General features: G+C 43.9%; 1 protein-coding gene. It reads left to right on the plus strand.

The window, feature by feature from the left end; all coding sequences use genetic code 11:
* Positions 1–48: 48 nt before the first annotated feature.
* Positions 49–237: 14-3-3 family protein (locus tag C6N31_RS47500; protein ID WP_232486392.1), on the plus strand; the 189-nt coding region annotated here is incomplete at its 3' end.

Here is a 237-nt window from a genome sequence, read left to right on the forward strand (position 1 = left end):
GTTGCCTACAAGAACGTGATTGGATCTCTCCGTGCAGCGTGGCGGATCGTGTCCTCGATCGAGCAGAAAGAAGAGGGACGAAAGAACGAGGAACACGTTGCACTCGTCAAGGAATATAGATCTAAAATTGAAGGAGAGTTATCACAAGTTTGCGCAAGTATATTAAAGCTGCTGGATTCAAATCTGGTTCCTTCTGCTACTGGAAGCGAGTCAAAAGTGTTTTATTTGAAAATGAAG

Source organism: Streptomyces fildesensis, from assembly GCF_016107395.1.
GTDB classification, from domain to species: domain Bacteria; phylum Actinomycetota; class Actinomycetes; order Streptomycetales; family Streptomycetaceae; genus Actinacidiphila; species Actinacidiphila fildesensis.